At 67.7% G+C, this 14,165-nt stretch carries 18 protein-coding genes; 8 read left to right on the top strand and 10 right to left on the bottom strand.

What is annotated here, in order from left to right; genetic code table 11:
* Window positions 1–226: 226 nt before the first annotated feature.
* Entirely contained in the window at window positions 227–451 is a 225-nt protein-coding gene (locus tag AC4BGE_RS14400; RefSeq protein WP_490575720.1) for a hypothetical protein, read from the bottom strand.
* A gap of 229 nt (window positions 452–680) precedes the next feature.
* On the bottom strand, window positions 681–1,046 hold the full coding sequence (locus tag AC4BGE_RS14395) for a PH domain-containing protein (protein WP_490575719.1): 366 nt from the start codon (window positions 1,044–1,046) through the stop codon (window positions 681–683).
* A gap of 292 nt (window positions 1,047–1,338) precedes the next feature.
* On the opposite strand from AC4BGE_RS14395, the gene AC4BGE_RS14390 reads away from it, so the two are divergent.
* From AC4BGE_RS14390 to AC4BGE_RS14380, 3 genes are all read left to right on the top strand, one after another.
* Window positions 1,339–1,662: a hypothetical protein gene (locus tag AC4BGE_RS14390; RefSeq protein WP_490575718.1), complete on the top strand. Its 324-nt coding sequence runs from the start codon at window positions 1,339–1,341 to the stop codon at window positions 1,660–1,662.
* Window positions 1,663–1,796: 134 nt separating this feature from the next.
* Complete coding sequence (locus AC4BGE_RS14385) at window positions 1,797–2,375, top strand: YkvA family protein (RefSeq protein WP_490575717.1); 579 nt, start codon at window positions 1,797–1,799, stop codon at window positions 2,373–2,375.
* A gap of 87 nt (window positions 2,376–2,462) precedes the next feature.
* A complete protein-coding gene (locus AC4BGE_RS14380; protein WP_490575716.1) occupies window positions 2,463–2,999 on the top strand; it encodes a putative immunity protein in 537 nt (178 codons plus the stop codon).
* 91 nt (window positions 3,000–3,090) lie between these two features.
* Here the strand turns inward: AC4BGE_RS14380 and AC4BGE_RS14375 are convergent, their stop codons facing one another.
* The 3 genes from AC4BGE_RS14375 to AC4BGE_RS14365 form a co-directional block, all read right to left on the bottom strand.
* Entirely contained in the window at window positions 3,091–3,426 is a 336-nt protein-coding gene (locus tag AC4BGE_RS14375; RefSeq protein WP_490575715.1) for a DUF6966 domain-containing protein, read from the bottom strand.
* A gap of 132 nt (window positions 3,427–3,558) precedes the next feature.
* The gene (locus tag AC4BGE_RS14370) at window positions 3,559–4,098 is read right to left on the bottom strand and encodes a YaeQ family protein (protein WP_490575714.1); all 540 of its coding nucleotides are present in this window, start codon (window positions 4,096–4,098) and stop codon (window positions 3,559–3,561) included.
* Window positions 4,099–4,247: 149 nt separating this feature from the next.
* Entirely contained in the window at window positions 4,248–4,487 is a 240-nt protein-coding gene (locus AC4BGE_RS14365; protein WP_490575713.1) for a tyrosine-type recombinase/integrase, read from the bottom strand.
* Between AC4BGE_RS14365 and AC4BGE_RS14360 the strand changes: the two genes are divergently transcribed.
* Window positions 4,464–4,709 carry a hypothetical protein gene (locus tag AC4BGE_RS14360; protein ID WP_490575723.1) on the top strand — a complete coding sequence of 82 codons (246 nt, stop codon included), beginning with the start codon at window positions 4,464–4,466 and terminating at the stop codon, window positions 4,707–4,709. The genes AC4BGE_RS14365 and AC4BGE_RS14360 overlap by 24 nt on opposite strands.
* A gap of 54 nt (window positions 4,710–4,763) precedes the next feature.
* On the opposite strand, the gene AC4BGE_RS14355 is transcribed toward AC4BGE_RS14360, so the two are convergent.
* Window positions 4,764–5,567: a hypothetical protein gene (locus tag AC4BGE_RS14355; protein WP_490575712.1), complete on the bottom strand. Its 804-nt coding sequence runs from the start codon at window positions 5,565–5,567 to the stop codon at window positions 4,764–4,766.
* A 155-nt stretch (window positions 5,568–5,722) separates the two neighbouring features.
* Window positions 5,723–6,100: a DUF6416 domain-containing protein gene (locus tag AC4BGE_RS14350; protein ID WP_490575711.1), complete on the bottom strand. Its 378-nt coding sequence runs from the start codon at window positions 6,098–6,100 to the stop codon at window positions 5,723–5,725.
* A gap of 730 nt (window positions 6,101–6,830) precedes the next feature.
* Here AC4BGE_RS14350 and AC4BGE_RS14345 point away from each other — a divergent pair.
* Window positions 6,831–7,226: a VOC family protein gene (locus tag AC4BGE_RS14345; RefSeq protein WP_490575710.1), complete on the top strand. Its 396-nt coding sequence runs from the start codon at window positions 6,831–6,833 to the stop codon at window positions 7,224–7,226.
* 594 nt (window positions 7,227–7,820) lie between these two features.
* Here the strand turns inward: AC4BGE_RS14345 and AC4BGE_RS14340 are convergent.
* From AC4BGE_RS14340 to AC4BGE_RS14330, 3 genes are read right to left on the bottom strand one after another with little or no spacing between them, the layout of a single operon-like run.
* On the bottom strand, window positions 7,821–8,255 hold the full coding sequence (locus AC4BGE_RS14340) for a universal stress protein (protein ID WP_490572117.1): 435 nt from the start codon (window positions 8,253–8,255) through the stop codon (window positions 7,821–7,823).
* 52 nt (window positions 8,256–8,307) lie between these two features.
* Window positions 8,308–9,327, bottom strand: a complete 1,020-nt coding sequence (locus tag AC4BGE_RS14335; protein WP_490572118.1) for an acyl-CoA dehydrogenase family protein — start codon at window positions 9,325–9,327, stop codon at window positions 8,308–8,310.
* Window positions 9,328–9,330: 3 nt separating this feature from the next.
* The gene (locus AC4BGE_RS14330) at window positions 9,331–10,548 is read right to left on the bottom strand and encodes an acyl-CoA dehydrogenase family protein (protein ID WP_490575709.1); all 1,218 of its coding nucleotides are present in this window, start codon (window positions 10,546–10,548) and stop codon (window positions 9,331–9,333) included.
* A 232-nt stretch (window positions 10,549–10,780) separates the two neighbouring features.
* Here AC4BGE_RS14330 and AC4BGE_RS14325 point away from each other — a divergent pair, with 232 nt between their 5' ends.
* Genes AC4BGE_RS14325 through AC4BGE_RS14315 form a run of 3 tightly spaced genes read left to right on the top strand, consistent with a single transcriptional unit; the run spans window position 10,781 to window position 14,135 of the window.
* Window positions 10,781–12,184 carry an aldehyde dehydrogenase family protein gene (locus AC4BGE_RS14325; protein WP_490572120.1) on the top strand — a complete coding sequence of 468 codons (1,404 nt, stop codon included), beginning with the start codon at window positions 10,781–10,783 and terminating at the stop codon, window positions 12,182–12,184.
* Complete coding sequence (locus tag AC4BGE_RS14320; RefSeq protein WP_490572121.1) at window positions 12,184–13,335, top strand: acyl-CoA dehydrogenase family protein; 1,152 nt, start codon at window positions 12,184–12,186, stop codon at window positions 13,333–13,335. The genes AC4BGE_RS14325 and AC4BGE_RS14320 overlap by 1 nt, the downstream gene beginning before the upstream one ends.
* Window positions 13,332–14,135 (top strand): amidohydrolase family protein, encoded by an 804-nt coding sequence (locus AC4BGE_RS14315; protein ID WP_490575708.1) that lies wholly within the window; start codon window positions 13,332–13,334, stop codon window positions 14,133–14,135. The genes AC4BGE_RS14320 and AC4BGE_RS14315 overlap by 4 nt, the downstream gene beginning before the upstream one ends.
* Window positions 14,136–14,165: the final 30 nt, after the last annotated feature.

Genomic DNA, 14,165 nt, shown 5'->3' with positions numbered 1-14,165 from the left:
AACGACTCTGACTCCAGCGCGGCCGGCTCACATCCCCACACCAGCTCTTCGGACAAGTCACTTCCCGGACCCGCCAGACAACACCCTAGAACCCCACTCCCTGCTGCGTCTTGACACAGAGGGGTGACAGATCCGTGCGACCGACACGGCCGCGATATGACTCACGCTGCGACGGATCCGAGGGGTTGTTCGTCCCGAGGGGTTCGAGTGATGGGTCTACAGCCCTTCAGCGAGATGGCGCCGGAGTCGGCCGCTCGATCGATGTCGGGTCAGAGGCAAGTTGGGTGACCAGTTCTCGGATCACGTGTTCCGCGTGCTGGTCGATCTGATCGAGCCACCAACCCTGGACTGGAGGCACGAACGCAACCCCCAAGAGAAGGGCCGTTGCGGTCACTTTCCTCACGCGCCGCGGCACTAGGAAGTCGTATGCGCTGGCGTCGATGATGTCCATGGCACAAGCGTCGCAGGACCACCCGACAGTCAGTGTGAGCAGCGCGTCCTCACGCGCCCCCTACTTGTGGCGACGTGCTTTTGCGGCGGATAGACGCACGTCTGGAGTGAACCCGTTGACCGACGTATGACGCCTACTCCTGCGGACCTCCGCATCGCCGCGTCCCTGAGTGGGCGAGTAGCCGACGAGACGCTTCGCAACCAATCGCTCGTGAGTGTCGCCCCGACCACTACAGAACGTGATCTCCGATGATCTGCCCAAGGACCTTGATGTCCACCGAGCCCGCGAACTCAAGCCGGACCTTGCCGAGTCCGCTGAACCACATCTCGAGTTCACAATCCCTGTCGAACCGGCCGGCGGTCTCGACTGACCACGCCTGGATCTTGGAGTAGGGCAGCGACGAGTAGTCGGTCTTCTTGCCCGTGAGGCCCTGGACGTTGACTGCGATGATGCGCTTGCTCGTGAAGTGAACCGAGTCCCTCGCACCCTTAAAGCTGCGATACACCTCTTCGCCCTGAATGAGCATGTTCATGACATCCTCGCCCGCGTGCGACGGGCTCAGCTTGACGATGGTGCTGTTCGCGAAGTCGATCATCGGTTCCAGTTCTGGTTGTTGGCAGGCGTGCATTCCGGCTTAGCCTAAGTTGGCTTTTAGGCCGCGTCCGCACATTGAGCCGACGCCACGGCTTCTGCGCTCGGCGATCCGACGCGGGGCGCAGCGATAACGAGCACGGCGGCCATCGCTTCGCGTAGCCCTGTGGCGGCGCAATGGGGCACCTGCGCAAGACCAGTTGCTCAGACATGGCCGACCAGCCCCGGCGTGGTGCGGCGGCCTGCTGAGGGTCAAAGCCAGGTCACTGGAGCCTGCTGCGCCGTAACCTGCGTCCATGTCAAGCAATGAGCGCTTTTACCCCGCCGACCCTGACGAGACTTTCCGTGCGCTCGCAGAGACGGTGCGGATTCTGCACAAGTTCAAGCGGTCGGATGACTTCTCCAGGGCAGTCACCTTCGCTACACGGGCCTCTGGCTTCTCATGGGGCGCCAACATGAGCGCATCGGCCATCCCTCACGATCATGGAGCCATCGTCCGAGTTGGAGGCGAGGCGAAGGTCCGGACCAACATCACAGCCACGGGAGCCGAGAGCAAGCGCATCGACGAGCTACTTGATGCCGTCGGGAACGTGATTCAGCGAAACCGCGCCAAGCCGTAGCGGTTCCACGCTGCGCAGGCGGCGAAGAGTCAGGGCCGCCCGAGGCGGCTTGGAACAGCGAAGAGCGCCGTTCTAGGGCGCGAGCCAGGGTGGACGATCTACGCTGCCCCGACGACTACAGGGGGAGTACGAATATGACCGCGAAGAAGGCCGCGCCCGCGAAGAAGGCGACCGCAAAGGCCGCGCCCGCGAAGAAGGCGACCGCAAAGGCCACGCCCCCGAAGAAGGCGACCGCTAAGCCCACGCCCGCGAAGAAGGCGACCGCTAAGGCCACGCCCCCGAAGAAGGCGACAGCGAACGGTGGGCCCTCGACCGCAGCGAACTCGAAGTTCTTCGCTGCAGCGAGAAAGCGAGCTGAGCGGCTGACCAAAGATCCTGAGAAGCTGCAGAAGATCGCGGAAGAGTCCTACAAGAGTGGCGCGGCTCGAAGCGGACCGTTCACCGCCGTGATGGACGACTTTCGCACGCTCATCCGGCTCGTTGTGGCTTACGCGCGAGGCCACTACCGCGAGATCCCCACTGACGCGCTCGTGGTCGCCGTAGCTGGCTTGGTGTACGTGGTCTCGCCCCTTGACCTCATCCCAGACTTCCTGCCAGGCGGATTCGCCGACGACGCGGCGGTCGTTGTTTGGGTTGTGAAAACGGTCAGGAGTGAACTAGACAACTTCCGCGCATGGGAGCTTGGAGCAGACGCGGCGGTGAAAGACGTCTAGTCGCACCGTCTCGCGGCGGATAGACGCAGTCTTCACAGTCCGTCGAGACCTCGCAGAGAGGACGACTGCGTAAGTACGCTGCTCCTCGTGGCGGTTGATCAGGACGACTACTTCGAGTTGACCATGAGTGACTTGCGCGCGGTTGCGGGATTCGCTGCCTCAGGCGCTCAGCAGGTTGTGGGCATCTTTGAGGAAGCAGCGCCAACCGACCGCCGCCCGCGAGCTGCTATTGACGCTGCCTGGGAGTTCGCCAACGGCGCAAGGCGGTCCAAGCTGCAGCGATCAACGGCCTTCGACGCCCACCGAGCAGCGAAAGACGTTGCCGCAGTCGCGGCCAAACACGCGGCGCACGCGGCGGGCGATGCGGCGGGTTCCGCCTATCTGCATCCGTTCGCCAAGGCTGACCAGGTAGGCCACATCTTGCGCGCGGATGCTCACGCCGCCTGTGCGCTGGAGCTTCTGACTGGCGACCCCGGCGTCGGCCTGCAACACGTAGGCCATGCAACCGATCGGGCGACACCGTTGGTGGTCGAGGTGCTGCGGCGCTATCCGCCGGCGGCGGTCGGACCGAGCCGGGTCAGCATCCTCATGAAGGCGTTGGACAACTCACTACGAGCGCGATGATCTCGGCGGTACGACTCGAGACGCCGACAGGCGGCGGAAAGACGCACCGGCGCTCGACCCTGGCGGCGCATAGCGGACGTTCGTAGCGGGCCTACGACGACGCTCGCAGCTCGTGCCTCAAGGCCATCGCGTCATCCCAGATCAATGAGCGCAGCTCGGTCAGCCGGTCATTGACCGTCGATTCCTGGTCCGGTTCGACGGCGTGACCGTTGATGCTCAGGATCCAGAGGTCGTTGAAAGTTCCCATGCCGCCGAATGCACCAAGCACACGATCGAAAGCGGCAGCGTCGTTGTTATGCAGCGCAGCGCGGCACGAAGTAGCCCACTTGAACCAGTGACTTTCGCCGTGGTTAAGCAGCAGGTTCACGGTCTCATCCAAGTTATTGATGAGCCGCGCCAGACGAGCATCGAAGTCCGGGTCCGTCACGCTCGGCAGCCTAATCGCGGAAACCGACAGGCGGATCCGTGCGTCCAAGGCGGCGGAGTGGGTGTGGCCTGCTGGCACCGATGAAGTGCTGCTCGGCAACGGCGGGGCCGATAGCGAGGGGAGCCCGCGCCACTAACTGATCGGATGATTGTGGACCGCCGACGAAAGGTGCACGCCATTTAGTTCGAGGTAGAGCTGCCGCTCGGTAACAGTGAGCGTGAGCGCGTTGCGGCGCTCGATCGCGTCCACGGCGGAATCGATGAACCCGGGATCAAAGTTGTGCAGGACGATCTCGCTTGCGCGATGTATTTTCGCGCCCGCCCACTGGGCCAGCACCCTGGTGTGGTCGCGGTGCGTGTAGATGGTCGTGCGCTCAGCAGCCTTGCTGCCCGCGTGAAGGCGCGCGGCGTCCGGCGCCCCAACCTCGATCCAGGCCAGCAGCTTCCCGCTTAGGTCGCGCACGAGCACCGCCGGGTCGGCGGCCGCCGAGATCCCCTCGCTGAACGCGATGCCCTCTTCGTATTCGAGGCAGTAGGCGAGCACACGCGTCACGAGGTACGCCTCGGTTTCTGACGGATGCCGCGCCGCCCGAAGCGTGAACTGCTCGTAGACGCCCCGATCCATGTCGGCCAGCTCGATCTCGAACGTGTGCATCGTCGCGCCGGCTGCCATGGGGCAATGCTGGCCTACATCGCGTCCTGAAGTCGAACGGCCTGAATCGCCGGGGAAACGAGGAAACGGCGCGACGTGTCAGCGACAAGGCCTTGTCTTCCCTCGGAAAACGGGGCGCATATCATTTGGGCGGACGGGACGCAGGACGTTCACACTCCAGCGACGTAAGCGGTGAGGAAATGGACGCCGTGTCGGTCGAGGTTTCCGCGGGCGCGGTCGTAGTGCTCGGTCGTGCGTGGGTCAGCGTGGCGCGCCAGGATCTGTGCGTCGCGCAGCGGGACGCCGGCGTCGAGAGCGTTGGTGATGGCGGCGTGACGCAGTGAGTGTGGACTGATGTGTCGGGGGATCCCCGCGACCTTGGCGACATGGACGACACTCGCTGCATGCACCCTGCCGACGTCATCGACGCTGCTACGGATCTGGCGCCGCGGAAGTGGAAGCGCCACGCGGCCATGGCGTTCATGGCGACATTTCTGCTCGTGCCGAACCGGGCCGCTGACGCACTGACGTGGTACGCCAACGAGAAGGCAGCCCAGATCGTCGACTCGGTGTTAGACGCCACCGTCTCATCGGAAGCTAGCTCGCCGGTTGGGCTCGCGACGGAGCGGTGAGCACGCGGCGGATAGACGCACTTACGAGCGCCCACGTCTCGCTGCTCAGGGGCGTCAGGAGACCTTAGTTATACGGCAGCCCGCGTCGAGCGGAGCTGGCGTGAAGTCGTCGAACCCGACGTCCCACGTGGCCCCGTCGCGAGTGCGGTGCAATCCGCGGTGCTGACCGCCCAGACTGCAGTTCTGGACCTCGACCTGGCCGTCGACCTTGACGTTCAGGAACGCGTGGCAGAAGGGGTCGTAGTAGCCGGGCGGGCTGCGGAAACCCCTGCCGTCCGCGACGACCTGAGCACAGCGCGGGCACTGCCCGGCCTCGACGGAATCGTCGGCGGGCACGAACTCGTCGCCGAGGACGGCGCGCATATGCGCCCGGCCACAGGCGGCCGTAGGCCCGCTGTTCATCGCGCCGCCGAAGAAGTGGACGGCGCCCGGCACGACCTCGCCGTGCCACCGGTCGCCGTCCCAAGTCCCGGTGAGGTCGATCGCGTGGATGAGTCCCGGGTTCGGCAGCAGCCGCTTCTCGTGGTTGCCCTGTTGGTCGCGCCCAGCACCGACACGGTCGTGGGCGATCCGCATGACCTGCGGCTTGGGCTGGTAGCGGTCGCGAGCCGTGGTCGGAGGAGGGGCGGCGTCTGGATCGGTGGCGGTGCCGGCCTGGGGCTGTGGCTCGCGCGCCGGCCGCGCCGCCAACCGCGCGTCACGAATCTTGTCGCCCCACTGCTCGTCAAACTCGATCAGCACGGGCGGAGGCAGCGGCGTCTTCGGGGTGGTGCCTGGGTGGCCCATCTTCGCGAGCAGGCCCATAACGAGTTCGGCGTGGCAGAGGTGTCGGTCAGCGACTTCCTGAACGGTTTGCATCGGCGCTCTCCTCGAACGTGGGTTCCCATGCTAGCCGCGACCGGACCTGCGCGCGGGGGAGGACGCGGACCCCTCGCGGACCCGGAAGCGCAAGGACGCCCGCCGTCGATGTGACAGCGGGCGTTCTCGGTGCCGGCGTCCCGACAACGGGCGCATCAGGCGGCGCCTTCAACCTTCTCCCGAACGGCCTTGAACATCGCGGCCCTCCGAGCGGGGATCCAGTAGTAGCTCTCCCCGCTCTCCTGGTCCTCGCGCCAGTCGCTCGGCAGGCGGCGACCCAGGGCGTAGCCGTGTCGACCCGGCCAGGCGAGCACGCCGGCCACGCCGTGCGCGCCGTTCGGGATGCCGCACTCCTCCGCGATCTGCTCCCCGGTGTACTCACTGCCGGGGTTGTCGATCAGGAGGCCGAACATCTTACGGGCGTTCGGCGAGTACTTCTTCCACAGCGTCTCGGCGTCCGCGAAGTCCTCGTCGGTCGTGCCCCAGAGCGGCAGGTCGTCGTACTTGGTCGTCTGAGCCTCAGCGGGAGCCACAGGACCTCCGACGGGGCTCTGAACAGGGCTCAGAGACCCGGCGAGCCACAGGCCGAAGAACTGGTAGAACTCAGCAGTCCGGTCGTCCGGAACAGGGACGGTTAGGTCCGGCACTGGATAACTCCTTCGTCGCGGAAGCCTCTCTGGCTCCCTAACAAGAGCCTACAGAGGCTCTAGAGGGAAGTCGAGAAGGAAGTGCAAAGGTCTATGAGACCTCCGTGGCCCTGTCAGACTGCGGCCACGAACGCGACGCCCGAAGGTTACGAGCCGGAGAAGCGCTTACGGGGGGTCGCCGCTGGCCGATCGGCTAGCAACCCCGCTGCGGGCTCCACAGTCGCAAGGGGCCTCGCTTTCGGCGCCGCATGTGCGCGTCATTCTGGGCGAAGTGAAGCATCTAAACGTAGGTACGCTGACTAGCCGGCAGGCTGGGACGCGAAGCACGGTGCTGATCCTGGTCGGGATGGTCTTCGCCACCATGTTCTGAAGCATCGCCGCCTGCCTGCAGCGCCTGATCGACCCGGGGCCACACAGGCGGCCTAACCGACTGACCTGTCACCTACACGTGCACCAGCCCCAGTTGATGAGCCGGGAGTAGCCCCGTTGGAGCCCCCATACGGGATGGTCACGCGGAGCGCGCGCCGGCGCGGATGGTCGGCGGTGATCGCTTGCCGTTTGTGGCCCCGCCTCTACCACCGAGAAGCGAAATCAGCGATCAGCGATCATCGCGATCATGGTGTCTCGCACATCGAACTTCTGTATCGACGCGATCGATCCGTACTCCCAGGTCAGGTGGTGGTCAGAGGTGTTGGAGGACTTCCGACTCCTCGACGAAGCGGAGATGGGGCCCGACGAGGAGGAGTGCTGGCTGGTGGGACCCGATGACCGCGAGATCATCTTTGCCCGGGTGCCCGAGACGAAGACGGTGAAGAACCGTATGCACCTCTGCGTTCGCCCGACCGACCGCACCCGCGAGGAGGAGGTCGACCGAATCATCGCGCTGGGCGCCACTCTCGTCGACGATCGGCGCGACGGACCTGACAAGGGGTGGGCGGTGCTCGCAGACCCAGAGGGCAATGAGTTCTGCGTTCTCACCCGTTACACCCCAGGGCCTGACGAGCGAGGGTGACCTCGCATCCGAAGCCGCCGTCGGCGGATGATCCTCGCCTGATCCGGCCCCCGCCGAGGCAGCCCTCAGAACAGGTGAGCGAGCGCGGCGGCGACCGCACCTGCCGACGCATGGACGAGGAGATCGGTCGAGCTGGGACCAGAAGTCGTAGTACTGACTGACTGACCCATGCTGACTTCCGCAAACGTCGAAAATGACGCTTCCTGTGCACCAGATATGCAACACGCCAGCGAGGTGCCTGTGGACGGCGGCCTTGCAGGCGCTCCGCGTCAATGACTGCGCCCGAATGGCCAACGAGGACAAGCAGCCCGGGGAGTGGGTCGACGACCTGCCGGGCTAGGTCCAGGCATTCGAGTCACTGGGGACAAGTCCGGAGCTCGCTGAAGCTGCCGCTGAGCATGGTGACACCCAGCCAAGCCCCACGCCTTTCTCAACAGCCACTACGTCAACCGGGTCGAGGAGCGCGAGATCCAGAGGCCTGTGCGTCTTCATCCATCCCAAGGGGACCCCAAGCGAGCCAGGCATCGTGGACGGAGCGATGGTCAAGGATCAACGACTGCGGCTTGTCTCCGAGCCCGCGGCCGGTGACGAGTGTCAGTGCTGGTGGGTGTGGGCGATGTAGACGTCGCAGGGAGACTTGTGAGCCACGTCCGTCGCGATGCTGCCAAGGATGCGGGCCAGCCCCTGGACCCTCTTGTTTCCGACGACGATCAGGTTCGCGTCGAGCTGCTCCGCCGCGTGGACGAGCGCGTCTGCCGGCTTTCCCTCGGCGGCAGACGCCTCCACGGCCAGACCCGGGAACTCGGCGCGGAGCTGCTCCGCCGCTTGCTCGGCGGACTGAAGGGCGTCGGCCTTCGGGTTGAGCACGAAGGTCTCCGCCTCGGCCTGGACGCGACGGCTCTCCACGTTGCCGTAGGCGGCCAGCACGTGGAGGCGTGCCTGTAGAGCGGTCGCAAGACGTGCGGCTTGACGCGCGGCCTCGAGGGCTGTGTCGCTGCCGTCGACACCGGTGATGATGGTGGTGTTCACATTCTCTCCCTGTTGGTGATGTCCCGTACTCGGAGCGTGTCGGGCTCGTGCCCTACGCGAAGGTCGGTTGTGCGTCGGAGGCTTCGACGGAGGCTTCAAGGCTCAGCTGGGCCACCGTCGCGAAGTGTTCGCTCTCGTCGCCCAGGAGGAGCCGGTCGACCTTGGCGCGCCGCCAGTAGAGGTGGGCATCGTGCTCCCAGGTGAACCCGATCGCGCCGAGCACGTGGATGAGCGACTCGCAGGCCGTCTCGAAGGTCCTGGCGCAGTACGCCTTCGCCGCCGACGCCGCCATGGGGAGCTGCTCCGGGGCGTGGTCTGCCGACCACGCGGCCCACCAGACCAGCGAACGAAGCTCGTTCACCGCGACCCAGTCGTCGACCAGCCGGTGCTTGACCGCCTGATAGGCGCCGATCTGGCGTCCGAAGGTCTCCCGGTTCTTCGCGTGCTCGATGCCGAGCTCGACCACCCGTCCGGCCGCGCCGAGACCCTCGGCGGCCAGCACCACGCACGCGACCTGCCTGGCACGCTCCCACCGCTCGCGGGCGTCGGCCATCAGGACGGTGGACGAGGTCAGCTCGACGTAGCCGAGCCCCCGGGTCGCGTCAATCGGCTCGCAGGGAGTGACCCGCCCTTCGCCGAGGACCAGGTCGTCGCCGTCCAGCGCGAGGAAGTGCGTGGCGCTGAGGGCGTCGAGGGACGGGTGGGAGTCTGCGGGGGGTCCGTCGACGACCGACAGCGTCATCGTCCCGTCACACACCTCACGCAGCCTGGCGACGTCGTCCTGCAGCAGGACCGCCACCCGCGCGGCGGTCGCGAGCGAGGGACCTGCCAGGTGCCGGCCCGCCTGCTCGGCCACGAGGGCCATGTTGAGCAGCTCGGCGCCGACGCCGCCTGCCTCTTCGGGGATGGTGAGCGAGGAGAATCCGAGCTCGGCGAGCATCTTGCGACCGGGCGTCGGCTCACCGGGCTCGTCGAGCAGTGTCCGGGCGTGCTCGGGGCCCGCCTGCTCCGAGAAGAAGGTGCCCGCGTGCTCGGCGAAGTACCGCTGCTCCTCATCGATGTCGAAGTTCACGGTCTACCTGCTTTCGGGGTTGGTGCTCGTGGGGGCGGGCAGGCGATCAGAGGGGAGTCCCAGGACGCGCTCGCCGATGATGTTGCGCAGGATCTCGTCGGTCCCGCCGGCCAGGGCGATGCCTGGCGTGGATGCCTGCGACGTGGCCCAGCGCCAGTCACCCTCCCGGGAGCGGGCGGTGACGGCGTCCTCGCCGAGCAGCCGCTGGCCGAGATCCGCGGTGGCGTGTGCGACCCGCACCGCCGTCAGCTTGCCGGCGCTCGCCTCGGGGCCCGGCTGACCGCCCTTCTCCAGCGTCGTCTGGAGGCGGTAGCCGGAGTACCGCGCCGCCAGGGACTCCACGAGCACCCGGCCCAGGGCCTGCGTGGCCACGGCACGGCGGTCCGCGTCCAGCTCGGGCAACCGACGGGCGGCGTGCGCGACCAGTGCGTCACTGCGGATGCCGATCTCGCCGCCGCCACCTCCCACGGCCATCCGTTCGTTCATCAGGGTCGTGAGGGCGACACGCCACCCGTCGTCGACGGCGCCCAGGCGCTCCGAGTCGTCGATCACCACGTCGTCGAGGAAGACCTCGTTGAAGCTCGCGTGACCGTTCATCTGTCGCAGCGGGCGGACCGTCACGCCGGGGGAGTGCATGTCGAGGACGAACATCGTCAGTCCACGGTGCTTCGCGGCGGAGGGGTCGGTGCGTGCCAGCAGGATGCCGTACCTGCTGTGCTGGGCCAGGGTGGTCCACACCTTCTGCCCCGTCACGTGCCAGCCGTCGTCCTGGCGCACTGCCTTGGTACGCAGGGCCGCCAGGTCGCTGCCGCCACCGGGCTCGCTGAACAGCTGGCACCAGATGTCGTCGGCGCGCAGCAACCGGCGGATGTAGCGCTGCTTCTGGTCCTCGCTGCCGTGGCGCAGGACGGTGGGCCCGCACATGCCGAGCCCGACGTGCCCGATCGGTCCGGCGACCCGCGCTCGGTGCAGCTCCTCGTTCACCACGGCCTGCTGGGCGTTGGTCCCGCCCCGACCGCCGTAGGCCTGCGGCCACGTGAGTCCGATCAGACCCGCGTCGAAGAGGATCGCCTGGGTGCGTCGCAGCTCCTCGACGCGGTCGGTCCCGGGCTCCTCGAGGTAGGCGCCGTCGCCGTGCGCGATCTCGTCCGCGTGGCGGCGCAGGAACTCCCGCACCTCGGCACGCAGCGCTGCCTGGTCGGGTGTGTCGTCAAAGTCCATGAGTCGCCTCTCTCGTGTGCGGGCAGGGGTGGGTCACGCTTCTCCGACTCGCTCCGGGCCGCAGCACCACTACGGCCGGTCCGAGGATCAAGCACCCATCGAGCCCCGCTGCGATAGTCCTACCCGATCTCACGGGCGATTGGAAGAGGATCTTTGTTGGTTGACAAAAAAAGATTATTCCGCATCCTTGAGTCATACACACAGAAGTGTCCGCCGCGTGAGAGGTAGCTCCATGAAGACATACGGCCACTGGATCGGCGGCGAGGAGGTCGCGCCGGTCGACGGTCGCCATCTCGCCTCCACCTCACCCGGGAGCGGTGAGCTGATCGCGGAGGTGGCGGACGGGACGCCGGACGACGTCAGCAGGGCCGTGGCTTCTGCCGCGTCGGCGTTCCAGGCCTGGCGCGCCGTCAAGCCCGGTGCCCGCGGGCGCCTCCTCACGGCCATCGCGGACGGCATGCGCGCTGAGGCCCAGCTGCTGGGAGAGCTGGAGGCGGCGGAGGCCGGGAAGCCCCTGGCCCAGGCTCTGCGCGAGGTCGAGGGCTCCGCGGCCTACTTCGACTTCTACGCCGGACTGTCGAACCTCCCCTCCGGTGACGTCATCGACCTGGGACCAGGCATGCACGGCTACGCGACCCGCGAGCCGTACGGGGTCATCGGCATCATCACGCCTTGGAACGCGCCGCTCGCGCAGGCCGCACGGGCTGTCGCGCCCGCCCTGCTGACGGGCAACGTGGCGGTGGTCAAGCCCTCCGAGTTCACCTCGACCACGACGCTCGAGCTCGCCCGCATCGCCTCCCAGGCCGGACTCCCCGCAGGCGTGTTCAACGTCGTCACCGGTACCGGGCTGGCCGTCGGCCAGCCCCTGGTGGAGCACCAGGAGATCCGCAAGGTCGCCTTCACCGGTTCCGTGCGAGCAGGTCGTGAGATCGGCCGGGTGGCTGCGGACCGCATCCTTCCGCTGACCCTCGAGCTGGGCGGCAAGTCGGCCAACATCGTCTTCGCGGACGCCGACCTCCCGGCCGCAGCCGCGGGCGCGGTGCGTGCCTTCACCGCCAACGCCGGCCAGGTATGCAGCGCCGGGACCAGGCTGCTCGTGGCCGAGGAGATCCACGACGAGTTCGTCGGTCTGCTGCTCCAGGAGGTGGCCAAGATCCGCCCGGGCGAGTCGTACGGCCAGATGACCACGGAGGACCAGTTCAACAAGGTCTGCTCCTACTTCGACGTCGCGCGCGCCGACGGCGCCACCCTGGCGGCCGGTGGCGCCGCGGCCGGGGACGGCTGGCTCGTCGAGCCGACCGTCTACACCGATGTCGACAACACGATGACGATCGCGCGGGAGGAGATCTTCGGTCCGGTCCTCGCCGTGCTGAGGTTCGGCACCGAGGACGACGCCGTCGCAATCGCGAACGACTCGGACTTCGGCTTGGCCGCCGGGGTGTGGACGCGCGACGTGGCGCGTGCGCACCGGGTGGCGTCGCGGCTCGAGGCGGGCCAGGTGTTCGTCAACGACTGGCTCACCGGGCTGGTGGAAGGCCCCTTCGGGGGCATCAAGAACAGCGGATACGGCAGGGAGAAGGGCGTGGAGGCTCTGCAGCACTACACACAGACCAAGTTCGTGGCGGTGAGGCTCTGATGGCCGCGTTCCCGGTCCTGGGCGCTGAGCACCAGGAGCTGCGTGACCGAGCCCGTGCGCTGGCCGAGCAGTGCCTGGGGCACGCGGAGCGGGCCGACGAGTCCGACTCGGTCGACGCGGAGGTGCTGGAGCTCCTCAGAGCCAGCGGCCTGGCCGCCGTCCAGGTGCCGGCCGAGTACGGCGGCCGCTTCCCCGCCCCCGACTCGCTGGCGGTCACGGTCGTGCGCGAGCAGCTTGCCGCCTCCTCCAGCCACCTCGACTCGCTCTTCGCGATGCAGGGGATCGGCAGCTACGGGATCTCCGTGGGAGGCTCCGAGGAGCTGAAGCAGCGCTGGCTGCCCAAGGTGGCGGCCATGGAGGCGATCGCCGCTCTCGCGCTGACCGAGCCGGACGTGGGCTCGGACCTCAAGGCGCTCAGCACCACGATCCGTGCCGAGGGCGACGAGCTCGTCGTGAGCGGCACGAAGAGCTTCATCACCAACGGCGGCGACGCCAGCTTCTACTGTGTGCTCGGCAAGGAGCGGACCGGTGACGACGAGGGCTACTCGCTCGTCCTGGTGCCCGCCGACACGCCGGGAGTCACGACGAGTCGTCCTTACCAGATCATGGCTCCCCACGTGCTGGGCGACATCCGGTTCGACGAGGTCCGGGTCCCGGCCTCGCACCGGATCGGCGAGCCGGGGAAGGGCTTCCGGCTGGTGCTGGCCACCCTCGCGACGTTCCGCGTCTCCGTCGCCGGCGCCGCAGTGGGAACCGCACAGGCCGCCCTGGACGACGCGCTGACGCACACCACGGGGCGCGAGCAGTTCGGCACCCCGCTGGCGCGACTGGGGCCCGTGCCCCAGATGCTGGCGATGTCGTGGACCGAGATCGAGATGGCGCGGAGCTTCACCTACCAGGTGGCCCAGGCGGCCGCCGCGGACCCGATGGGGAGCCTGCACCTGTCCTCGATGGCGAAGATCGGGGCGACGGAGGTCGCCGGACGGGTGGTCGACCGCAGCGTCCAGGTCATGGGCCGCTTCGGCCTGGTGCGCGGGTCGCGCATCGAGCGCCTCTACCGCGCCGCCCGACCCATGCGCGTCTACGAGGGCGCGACCGAGGTCCTGCTCGACGCACTCTCCAAGCAGCTGGTCAGGGGGCACCGCGGATGATCATCGACGCGCACTGCCACGTCTGGCCGGACGAGATCGCCCGCAAGGTCCTGGGCGACCGGCCGGTCGGGCTCGACCCGGTCCACGACGGGACGCTCGACGGGCTGCGACGCACCCTCGACAACGCGGGCATCGACATGGCGCTGACGCTCGCCGTGGCCAACGTGGGACGCACCGTGGGGCGTACGAACGAGTTCATCGGGAAGGTCGACCGCACGAGGTTCATCCCCTTCGGCACCGTCCACCCGGACCTGTCGGTGGAGGAGAACCTGGCGGCGCTCCGCGACAACGGGGTCGTCGGGGTCAAGCTGCACCCCCTCTTCCAGGCCGTCGCCTTCGCCGACGAGCGCACCCGCGAGATCCTCGGCGCGCTGGCTGAGAACGACATCCCGGTCCTGGCCCACGTCGGCTCGGGCGGCGACGCGGAGCAGAACGAGCGGGGTGCGCCCAAGCACCTCCACGCGATGATGGCCACGATCCCGGGGCTGCGGCTGATCGCGGCGCACTACGGGGGCTACCAGGTGCTGGACGAGGCAGAGCAGTGGTCCGTCGGGGCCGACGTGCACCTGGAGACGTCGTGGCCGCCGAGCATGGGCACCTTGGCGCCCGACCGGGTCGTCGACATCATCCGCCGCCACGGTGCCGACCGCGTCGTGTTCGGCTCCGACTGGCCGATGACCGACCCGGCGACCGAGATCGCCGCGATCCGAGCTCTCGGGCTGAGCGCCGAGGAGGAGAGCGCGATCCTCGGCGGGAACCTCGCCCGGCTCCTCGGGATCGACGCCGCCGCGACCGCCTGAGCCGCGACCGCACCCTTGACCACCACCGTA

It is taken from the genome of Nocardioides sp. Z50_6, assembly GCF_058215755.1.
The sequence above is the reverse complement of the archived record's forward strand: the minus strand, read 5'-3'. Positions and strand labels throughout refer to the sequence as shown.

What these genes read in the sequence shown, in the direction of transcription:
- AC4BGE_RS14400 (WP_490575720.1), bottom strand. Translation starts at nt 451, where the DNA reads ATGGACATCATCGACGCCAGCGCATACGACTTCCTAGTGCCGCGGCGC.
- AC4BGE_RS14395 (WP_490575719.1), bottom strand. Translation starts at nt 1,046, where the DNA reads ATGATCGACTTCGCGAACAGCACCATCGTCAAGCTGAGCCCGTCGCAC.
- AC4BGE_RS14390 (WP_490575718.1), top strand. Translation starts at nt 1,339, where the DNA reads ATGTCAAGCAATGAGCGCTTTTACCCCGCCGACCCTGACGAGACTTTC.
- AC4BGE_RS14385 (WP_490575717.1), top strand. Translation starts at nt 1,797, where the DNA reads ATGACCGCGAAGAAGGCCGCGCCCGCGAAGAAGGCGACCGCAAAGGCC.
- AC4BGE_RS14370 (WP_490575714.1), bottom strand. Translation starts at nt 4,098, where the DNA reads ATGGCAGCCGGCGCGACGATGCACACGTTCGAGATCGAGCTGGCCGAC.
- AC4BGE_RS14360 (WP_490575723.1), top strand. Translation starts at nt 4,464, where the DNA reads ATGGACGACACTCGCTGCATGCACCCTGCCGACGTCATCGACGCTGCT.
- AC4BGE_RS14355 (WP_490575712.1), bottom strand. Translation starts at nt 5,567, where the DNA reads ATGCAAACCGTTCAGGAAGTCGCTGACCGACACCTCTGCCACGCCGAA.
- AC4BGE_RS14345 (WP_490575710.1), top strand. Translation starts at nt 6,831, where the DNA reads ATGGTGTCTCGCACATCGAACTTCTGTATCGACGCGATCGATCCGTAC.
- AC4BGE_RS14330 (WP_490575709.1), bottom strand. Translation starts at nt 10,548, where the DNA reads ATGGACTTTGACGACACACCCGACCAGGCAGCGCTGCGTGCCGAGGTG.
- AC4BGE_RS14325 (WP_490572120.1), top strand. Translation starts at nt 10,781, where the DNA reads ATGAAGACATACGGCCACTGGATCGGCGGCGAGGAGGTCGCGCCGGTC.
- AC4BGE_RS14320 (WP_490572121.1), top strand. Translation starts at nt 12,184, where the DNA reads ATGGCCGCGTTCCCGGTCCTGGGCGCTGAGCACCAGGAGCTGCGTGAC.
- AC4BGE_RS14315 (WP_490575708.1), top strand. Translation starts at nt 13,332, where the DNA reads ATGATCATCGACGCGCACTGCCACGTCTGGCCGGACGAGATCGCCCGC.